Origin of the sequence: Mycobacterium sp. 852002-30065_SCH5024008 (assembly GCF_001665645.1) — a bacterium.
GTDB lineage: Bacteria > Actinomycetota > Actinomycetes > Mycobacteriales > Mycobacteriaceae > Mycobacterium > Mycobacterium paraffinicum.
In genome coordinates this window covers 1-7,532 of record NZ_LZSZ01000008.1, presented here as the reverse complement: position 1 = coordinate 7,532, position 7,532 = coordinate 1, and the positions used below count along the sequence as shown (strand labels likewise).

Here is a 7,532-nt window from a genome sequence, read left to right as displayed (position 1 = left end):
TATGCGATCGTCGGCAGCGTCAGATGTGTATAAGAGACAGGATCTCCCTGTCGCCCGATTGCGTCATCTACGCCGCCAGCGGTCCGGAACGCGACGCGCTGGCCATCCCGGATTACGTCAGGCTGCTCGAGTCCGGCATCAACGTCGTCACGACCAGTACCACCCGCTTGGTCAACCCGCACGCCTACGAACCCGCCGAGTGGCGCGACCAACTGGTCGCCGCGGCCAAGCGGGGCCAGGTGTCGCTGTACGCGTCGGGAATCGAGCCCGGCTTCGCCGCCGACTACCTGCCGCTGGTGCTGTCCACCCAGTCGTCGTCCATCGACAAGATTCACGCGTTCGAGATCGGCCTGTACGACGACTACGGCGTGCCCGACATCATGAGCGACGCGCTCGGTTTCGGCCGCCCACTCGACTATCAACCCTGGATCGGTTTCCCCGGCGCGATCGCCGGGGAATGGCAGGGGCAGATCCGATTGGTCGCCGACGCGCTCGGCGTCGAAGTCCAGGAAGTCCGCGAATATTTCGACCGCGCCGTCACCAACCGGACGCTGGAGGTCGCCATGGGCACCGTCGAGGCCGGAACGTGCGGTGCGCTGCGGATGCGGGCGATCGGCGTCGTCGACGGCCGGGAGGCCATCGTCATCGAGCACGTCACCCGGCTCGCGCACGACGTCGCCCCGGACTGGCCGACGGGGATCGGCGACCTGTCCTACCGCGTCATGATCAGCGGCGACCCCGACATCGATTGCACGCTGGCCGCGACGCTCAAGGACCCACGCAAGGCCGGAGTCGGCGGAATGACTTCCGGGGCCGGCGCGATGGTCGCCACCGCGATGCGCGTCGTCAACGCCGTGCCGTATGTCGTTGCGGCAGAACCGGGATTGATCAGTTCGGTGGACCTGCCGTTGACGATCCCGCAACACGCGTTTGTCGGCGGCTAGGTTGCGCCGGTTACTCTGCGGGCGTGACGTTTAACCCGCTCGAGGAGCTCACGCTGCAGCAACTGCAGCTCCGCACGAGCATGAAATGGCGCGCGCATCCGGCCGATGTCCTGCCGCTGTGGGTCGCCGAGATGGACGTCATGCTGGCACCCACCGTGGCCGACGCGCTGCGGGCGGCCATCGACAACGGCGACACCGGATATCCGTGGGGCACCGCGCTGGCCGAAGCGGTCAGTCAATTCGCGTCTGAGCGCTGGCAGTGGCACGACCTGGACATCGGTCGCACCGCGATCGTCCCGGACGTCATGCTCGGCGCCGTGGAGCTGTTACGTCTGGTCACCGACCGCGGCGACGCCGTCATCGTCAACCCGCCGGTGTACGCCCCGTTCTACGCCTTCGTCACGCACGACGGCCGCCACGTCGTCGAAGCGCCGCTCGACGCCGAAGGCCGAGTCGATCTGGACGCATTGGCGGACGCCTTTGCGCGCGCCCGAGCCCGGGGTGGAAACGTCGCGTACCTGTTGTGCAACCCGCACAATCCCACCGGAACGGTGCATACGGCCGACGAACTCGGGGCCATCGCCGAACTCGCCCGCCGGTTCGGCGTCCGGGTGGTGTCGGACGAAATTCACGCGCCCGTGGTCTTGTCGGGCTCGCGGTTCACCCCGTACCTGACCGTGCCCGGCGCGGAGAACGCCTTCGCCCTGACGTCCGCGTCCAAGGCCTGGAGCCTGTCCGGACTCAAGGCGGCACTGGCCATCGCCGGACCGGAGGCGGTCGCGGACCTGCACCGGATGCCGGAAGAGGTCAGCCACGGGCCAAGCCACTTCGGCGTCATCGCCCACGCCGAAGCTTTCCGAACCGGTGGCGACTGGCTCGACGACCTGCTGCGCGGCCTGGATCGGAACCGGACGCTGCTCGGCGATCTGGTCGCCGAGCAGCTGCCGAAGGTGAAATACCAATGGCCGCAAGGGACTTACCTCGCATGGCTCGATTGCCGGGAGCTCGGCTTCACCGAAGACGCCGCCGATGGGCTTGCGGTGGTGGCCGACCTGTCCGGGCCCGCCCGGTGGTTCCTCGACCACGCCCGGGTGGCGCTGAGTTCCGGCCACGTCTTCGGCACCGGCGGCGCGGGGCACGTCCGGCTGAACTTCGCGACCTCGCGGGCCATCCTCACCGAGGCCGTGTCCCGAATGGGCCGCGCCCTCGCCCACGCGGCCGACACGCCCTAGGCCGGAATCTCCTCGGCGCCGCGGCCCAAGTTGCGGAAGCCCTCGGCGGGCCGCTTGAAGCCGAGCACGAACGGCAGCGAGTTCAACTCCAGCTTGGCCGTGGCCCCGAGCCGGCGCAGGAAGCTGGACTCGGCCGGGGCCAGGGAAACCTGCGACGTCGCGAGGTCGAGGTAGTGCGTCGAGGTCTCCCCGATGTCGTCGAAGACGTGGGTCAGCGTTTTGCACTGCGAGCGCACCGGTTCGTCGAGGCACGCCGCGACGGGATCGGTCATCAGCACGTATTCGATCACGGGCACCAGGTTTTTCAGCATGCGATGCACCAGGATGACGTCGAAGCCCGCGAGCTCTGTGTGGCGCTTCACCCGCTGCTCGGCCACCTCACCCTGGTGGACGACGAACTTCAACGAGAGCTTGTCCAACTGCGCACAACTCGCACACTCGCAGGCGAGATCCTTTTGGAAGCGCTCACGCCGCGCGATGAACGCTTCCCGCATCCGGGACAGCCGGTCACACACCAGCACTTTGGCGTCGCCGTCGGGCGCCCAGAAGAAGGCGGCGTCACCCTCCAGCTTCGCCAGCTTCAGGCCTCTGCCGGCATCGATCACCGCCTCCAGCAGACCCGCCACCGTCAACTGCGCATGGGCCAGGTGGGTGCGGTTCCACTGCATGTAGTGGGTATAGCCGCTGATGTCGGCAATGATCAGGACCGCGCGCCGAATCGCCATGAACAAGCCAGTTTACTGTCCGCCCAACGCTTAGCCCAATGAAATCTCCCACTAGACGAACTCGCGTTGTCGCGGGAGGCTAACTCAAGGCGCTCGCCCACCGGAGGAGCTGAATATGCATGTGCTACGAACCCCGGATTCCCGATTCGAAAACCTGGAGGGCTATCCGTTCGTAGCGAACTACCTCGACGTGGCGGCGAGCGACACCCAGCCGCTGCGCATGCACTTCCTCGATGAGGGCCCGGCCGATGGACCGCCGATCGTGCTGCTGCATGGGGAACCCACCTGGAGCTACCTCTACCGGACGATGATCCAGCCGCTGGCCGACGCCGGAAACCGCGTGCTCGCGCCCGACCTGATCGGTTTTGGCCGCTCGGACAAGCCCAGCCGGATGGAGGATTACACCTACCAGCGGCACGTCGAATGGGTGACCGCCTGGTTCGAGCGCCTGAATCTCAAGGACGTGACACTGTTCGTGCAGGACTGGGGATCGCTGATCGGGCTGCGCATCGCCGCCGAGCAGGGCGACCGCATCGCTCGACTCGTGGTGGCCAATGGCTTCCTGCCCACCGCGGACCGACCCACTCCACCCGCCTTCCACGTCTGGCGGGCGTTCGCGCGCTACTCCCCCGTGCTGCCCGCCGGCCGCATCGTCTCCGTGGGGACCGTCCGCCGCGTTCCCTCCCGGGTGCGGGCCGGGTACGACGCGCCGTTTCCCGACAAGACGTATCAGGCCGGGGCCCGCGCCTTCCCGCAATTGGTGCCCACCTCCCCGGACGATCCGGCGATCCCCGCCAATAGGGCCGCCTGGAAAGCGCTGGGCCAATGGGACAAGCCCTTCCTCGCCATCTTCGGGGCCCGGGACCCCATCCTCGGCCAGGCGGACCGTCCGCTGATCAAGCACATCCCCGGCGCCGCGGGTCAGCCGCACGCCCGCATCCGCGCCAGTCACTTCATCCAAGAAGACGCCGGACCCGAACTGGCCGAACGCATTCTGTCCTGGCAGCAGGCGCTGCGCTGACCGCGTCAGCGGGTGTTGAGCCTCCCCTGTCGATCAGTGGTCCGGGATGCCCGCCCCGGCCAGAGCCGGAACTGCGTCCTCGTTGTGTAGCAGCGACGCGGCACCGGTCTTGAACTGGGTGAGCTTGTCGATGATCGTCTGCCCCTCTGGAGTGTGGCCCCAGATGCTGATGCCCTGGTGGGTGGTGGGCTCCCAGGTGGCCTCGTCCACGACAATCGGATTCCAGCCGACTTCGCATTCGAACCCCGACGGCGTGACGGCGTAGAAGGACAGCTCCTTGTCGTTGGTGTGCTGGCCCACCCCGAGCGCCATCCGGAAACCCAGTTGCTTGACGCGCTGGTAGGCGGCGGTCATGTCGTCGAGTTCGGCGACCTGGACATTGACGTGCTGGACCCGGGTGCGGATCGGGTTCAGCCTCAGCCGGTTGACCGAAGCGATCGCCACGGTGTGGTGCCGCTCGTTGAATCGCAAGAAGCGGATCTTGAATCTGAGGCCGCTGATCGTCTCGTCGATGTAGTCGGACAACCGCGCATCCAACACCGTGTCGTAGTAGCCACGCAGCTGATGAGGCTTCGTGGTGGCGACGGCCACGTGCCCCAAACCCGCTGCGCCCGTGATGAACCCGCTAGAAGCCACCATGCGCAACGGCGCGATGCCGGGACGTGCGCGGGTGAAGACCTCCTGGGTCAGGCCGTTCGGCCCGGGAAACCGGACGAGCCGCTCCACGCCGCGCAGCGCCGCCTCCTCGTCGGTGCCCTCGGCCACGGGCACACCATGCTGCGTCACGCGCGCGAGCACGGTGTCGAAGGCGTCGTGGTCGTCGAGCTGCCAGCCGATAGCGGTGACGTCTTCGGCGGGGCCGCGTTGCAGCAAAAACCGGCACTCGTTGTCGTCGAGGCGGAACCGCATGGCGTCGGTCGTCCCGTCGTCGCAGTGCATGCCGATGGCATCGCGGCCGAATCGTCGCCAGTCGCCGAACTTTTGCGTCTCGATCACCACGTAACCGAGGTGGACCCGGCCGAAAACCGACGGGCTCATCGCTCGTTCTCCAAGAAGTCGATGACCAGACGGTTGAACAGTTCGGCGCGTTCCCATTGCATCCAGTGCCCGGTGTGCGAGGTCACCACCAGATCCGCGTTCGGCAGCGCGTTGAGCAGCAGGGGGCCGCCCGATGACCGGTTCACCTTGTCGTCGCGGCCCCACAGGACGAGCGTCGGTGTCATCAGGGTCCGCAGCCGGCTGTCTCGGGTGAGGTCCATTCGCCACAGCGTGCGCAGCGCCGTTGGGCCGGAGGGGCGGCGCAGCGGCGGATCCGCGACCACCTCCGGGTCGATCGACGCGCGGTAGCGCAGGTCGATCAAGTCCTCGGGCACCGAGGCACCGTCGTAGACCAGACAGGTGCGGATGAACGTCGCGAGCTTGTCGCGGCTCGGGCCGTCGCCGCCGTAGCAGGACAGTAGGCTCCGCAATCCGGGCGTGGGCAGGCCCCTCGTCGTGCCAATCCCGCCCGGACCCATCAGCACCAGCTTGCCGACGCGGTGCGGGGTGTCCAGGGCCAGCCGCAGGGCCGCCGCGCCGCCGTACGAGTTGCCGACGAGATGGGCGGTATCGACGCCGAGCTCGTCGAGGAGGCCGCGCATCATGTCGGCCAGGTAACCGAACGGATCGTCTTGGTCGACGCCCTTGACCGACCTGCCGTAGCCGGGCATGTCGGGAACGATGAGTCGGAAATGCGTTGCGAGAGCGTCGATATTGCGCGAATAGTTCGACACTCCCGACGCGCCGGGGCCGCCGCCGTGCAGCATGACAACGGCCGGTCCGTTCCCTGTCTCGGAGACGAAGATCGGTTTACCGGCGACGCTGACGGTCCGCTCGTTCAGCTGTGTGGCGATCATGCGGTGACTCCGATCGGGGTGGCGGGGAGGGATGACGTCAGGTCGGTGAAGTCCTTCGGCGGCGCCGGCAGCGGACGGCCCTCGCCGGCGGCGGCGAACACGAACCCGTCGGGGCGCAGCACCACCGCCGCCGCCTTCTTGCTCCGAAGCCACCGGGTCAGCGTGCCGTGGTCGTCGCGAATCGCACCGGCCTGCGGCGCGCCGGCCTGGATGGCCAGGGCGCGAGCGCCCAGCCGCGCCCACCGATCGGCGCCCGGTGGCGCCGCACCGAGGTGCAGGACGGCCCAGCCCCCGCCGAGGACATCGTCCGCCCGCAACCTCTTACCGGTGGCGTCGGTGACCCAGGGTTGCGGCAGCTGCCAACCGACCGCGGCATGCGCCTCGGTGGTGAAACACCCGTCGGGGTAGTGCGCGGGCGGAATCCAAATCAGGCCCTGCCCCGCCTTGAGCACGCCGGGCAGCCGCGTCAGCGCGCGCAGCAAATGGTTTCTCAAGAATGCCAACGCCTTTCGGCGCTCGGTGATGAGGCGTCCGTTGCGCACCGCCCGGCGGGTGACCTCGGTGACGTGGGGTTTGCGCTCGACCTGGTAGCTGTCGAGCAGTGCATCGGGCGCCTGCCCACGCGCCACCGCCGCTAGCTTCCAGCACAGGTTGGCCACGTCGCGCACCCCGGCCGACATCCCCTGGCCGATCCAGGGCGGCATGGCATGCGCCGCGTCACCGGCCAGGAAGACCCGCCCGACGCGCCAGCGATCCGCGACGCGCACGTGGTGGCTGTAGATGACGGCACGCAGGATCTTCACCTGCTCCTCGGTGATGCCCTGCTCGCGCAGGACCTCCCACACGGCCTCGTGGGTGACGAGTCGCTTCTCGTCCTCTCCGGCTCGGGCCGGGTACTCCCAGCGGTGATGCCCCAGCGGGGTCGGGCAGTCCACCGTCGGGCGGGCGGGATTGCAGTGAAAGCGCAACCGGTCGTGACCGTCCCACTCGCGGATCACCTTGGTGTCGATGACAACCCAGCGTTCGGCGTATGTGCGTCCTTCGTATCCGACTCCGAGTTGGGCACGGGTCGGCGACGCTCCGCCGTCGGCGGCGATCACGTACGAGGCCTTCACGCGTTTGAAGGCGTCGGTGCGCAGGTCGGCGAGCATCAGTTCGACGGTCGAGTCGCCGTTGATCACGCGCAGGCATTCGTGTTCGAGCAACACCTCGACGTTGGGATACCGGGCGACGCCCTCCCGCAGCACGTGGTCAACCGCGGGCTGGTACAGGAACTGCTGCGGCGGATGCCCGCAGCCCCGGGACGTCATGGTGGTTTCGACGAACGGCACCCCGTCGGCGTCGACCCACGCCAACGGCCGGTCGGGCAGCATGTCCCGTTGCAACCGGTCCGCCAAACCGACGGACTGCCAGATCCGCATCACCTCCTCGTCGGTCGAAATGGCCCGCGCGCGACCGTACACATCGGGGTCGCGCTCGATGACGACGACGTTAAGCCCCATGCGGCCAAGGAGATTCGCGGCGGTGGCGCCGGTGGGCCCATAGCCGATCACCGCCACGTCATAGGTCAGGTGCTCGTTCATTGCCCTCTCGCCTTCGTGTCGGGCTTGTTCTGTAGTGATCGCTACGGTAATGTAGTGATCACTACAGAGTCAAGGGCCTCCAGCAAGGAGTTTCAGTGGCCGCTAACGACAAGCCGCAAAAGTCGAACAGGC

At 67.8% G+C, this 7,532-nt stretch carries 7 protein-coding genes; 3 read left to right on the top strand and 4 right to left on the bottom strand.

The genetic code is table 11. The features are described from left to right. Both A5781_RS00890 and A5781_RS00885 read left to right on the top strand, forming a co-directional pair. Nucleotides 1-944, top strand: a 944-nt coding sequence (locus tag A5781_RS00890; RefSeq protein ID WP_067199713.1) for a dihydrodipicolinate reductase, incomplete at its 5' end; no start/stop codon positions are given. 80 nt (nucleotides 945-1,024) lie between these two features. Further along, a complete protein-coding gene (locus A5781_RS00885; protein ID WP_369817661.1) occupies nucleotides 1,025-2,176 on the top strand; it encodes a MalY/PatB family protein in 1,152 nt (383 codons plus the stop codon). Here the strand turns inward: A5781_RS00885 and A5781_RS00880 are convergent. Then, a complete protein-coding gene (locus A5781_RS00880) occupies nucleotides 2,173-2,901 on the bottom strand; it encodes a DUF2652 domain-containing protein (protein ID WP_067199709.1) in 729 nt (242 codons plus the stop codon). The two genes, A5781_RS00885 and A5781_RS00880, sit on opposite strands and share 4 nt — an antisense overlap. A 115-nt stretch (nucleotides 2,902-3,016) precedes the next feature. Here A5781_RS00880 and A5781_RS00875 point away from each other — a divergent pair, with 115 nt between their 5' ends. Next, nucleotides 3,017-3,922 (top strand): haloalkane dehalogenase, encoded by a 906-nt coding sequence (locus A5781_RS00875; protein WP_067199702.1) that lies wholly within the window; start codon nucleotides 3,017-3,019, stop codon nucleotides 3,920-3,922. A gap of 33 nt (nucleotides 3,923-3,955) precedes the next feature. Here the strand turns inward: A5781_RS00875 and A5781_RS00870 are convergent, their stop codons facing one another. From A5781_RS00870 to A5781_RS00860, 3 genes are read right to left on the bottom strand one after another with little or no spacing between them, the layout of a single operon-like run. Continuing rightward, nucleotides 3,956-4,960, bottom strand: a complete 1,005-nt coding sequence (locus tag A5781_RS00870) for a VOC family protein (RefSeq protein ID WP_067199699.1) — start codon at nucleotides 4,958-4,960, stop codon at nucleotides 3,956-3,958. Next, the gene (locus A5781_RS00865; RefSeq protein ID WP_067199696.1) at nucleotides 4,957-5,817 is read right to left on the bottom strand and encodes an alpha/beta fold hydrolase; all 861 of its coding nucleotides are present in this window, start codon (nucleotides 5,815-5,817) and stop codon (nucleotides 4,957-4,959) included. The genes A5781_RS00870 and A5781_RS00865 overlap by 4 nt, the downstream gene beginning before the upstream one ends. After that, nucleotides 5,814-7,400, bottom strand: a complete 1,587-nt coding sequence (locus A5781_RS00860) for a bifunctional 3-(3-hydroxy-phenyl)propionate/3-hydroxycinnamic acid hydroxylase (RefSeq protein ID WP_067199693.1) — start codon at nucleotides 7,398-7,400, stop codon at nucleotides 5,814-5,816. Before A5781_RS00860 ends, A5781_RS00865 begins: the two co-directional genes overlap by 4 nt. Nucleotides 7,401-7,532 lie beyond the last annotated feature (132 nt).